Source organism: Methylobacter sp. BlB1, assembly GCF_015476545.1.
GTDB lineage: Bacteria > Pseudomonadota > Gammaproteobacteria > Methylococcales > Methylomonadaceae > Methylobacter.
This window is the reverse complement of record NZ_JADMKV010000169.1, coordinates 1-1,249: the sequence shown is the minus strand read 5'-3', so window position 1 is coordinate 1,249 and position 1,249 is coordinate 1. Positions and strand designations below refer to the sequence as shown.

1 protein-coding gene is annotated in these 1,249 nt (G+C 63.5%); it reads right to left on the bottom strand.

Features of this window, described 5'->3' with window-relative positions:
- Positions 1-1,249: AMP-binding protein (locus tag IT781_RS21845; RefSeq protein WP_194972281.1), on the bottom strand; the 1,249-nt coding region annotated here is incomplete at both ends.

Below are 1,249 nucleotides of genomic sequence, written 5' to 3'. Positions count from 1 at the left end.
TGGCTGCCGTTGTCGGCCAGCGCCGCCAGACCGGCCAGCGTTGGCGCACTGAACAATTCCCGCACATCAATGTTCAGCCCGGCCTGGCGCATGCGTGCGATCAAAGTCACGGCCAGCAGGGAATGTCCGCCCAGCTCGAAGAAATTATCGTGGCGGCCGACCTGCTCGATCTTGAGCAATTCGGACCAAATGCCTGCCAGGGTTTGTTCGGTCCCGCCTTGCGGCGCTTCATACTGTTGGGTTTGCAGGGCGCTGGCATCCGGCGCCGGCAGGGCCTTGCGGTCCAGCTTGCCGTTCGGGCTCAGCGGCAGTGTATCCAGGATCACAAAGGCGCTGGGCACCATGTACTCGGGCAGCGCGGCCTTCAACTGCGCACGCAGCTCATCAATGCTCAGCTCGGCATCGACTGAAGCGGTCAGATAGGCCACCAGCCGCTTATCGCCGGGCTGGTCTTCGCGGGCGATAACAGAGGCCTCGCGCACACCGGCACAGGCTGCCAGCCGAGCCTCGATCTCGCCCAGTTCGATACGGAAGCCTCTAATCTTGACCTGGAAGTCGTTGCGGCCCAGATACTCGATGCGGCCGTCTTCCTGCCAGCGGGCCAAGTCGCCGGTCTTGTACAGCCGGGCTTCGGGATCCTTGCTGAACGGATCCTGGATAAAGCGCTCGGCGGTCAACTCGGGCCGGTTCAGGTAGCCGCGGCCGACCTGGACGCCGCCGATGTACAGTTCACCGGGCACGCCGACCGGCACCGGTTCGCCCTGCGGATCCAGGAGGTAGATCTGGGTGTTGTCGATCGGCCGGCCGATCGGGATGCTGCTCGCCGTTGTCCTGGCTTCGCAGGCCCAGGCCGTCACGTCGATGGCGGCTTCGGTCGGGCCATAGAGGTTGTGCAGTTCCGTATCCTTGAGCAGTTCGTGAAAACGGTTGCTCAACGCGACCGGCAAGGCTTCGCCGCTGCAGATCACCCGCCGTAGGCTGGTGCAGTCGGCGGCTTTGCCGTATTCCAGAAAGATCTGCAGCATCGGGGGCACGAAGTGCAGCGTGGTGATCCGGTGCTGCCGGATGACTTCGCTGAGATAGCCGGGGTCTTTGTGGCCTTCCGGCTTCGCCATCACCAGGCGGGCCCCGGTCAGCAACGGCCAGAAGAATTCCCAGACCGAGACATCGAAGCTGAACGGGGTCTTTTGCAGCACGGCATCGTCCGCTGTCAGGCCGTAGGCTTTCTGCATCCAGTTGAGACGGTTGA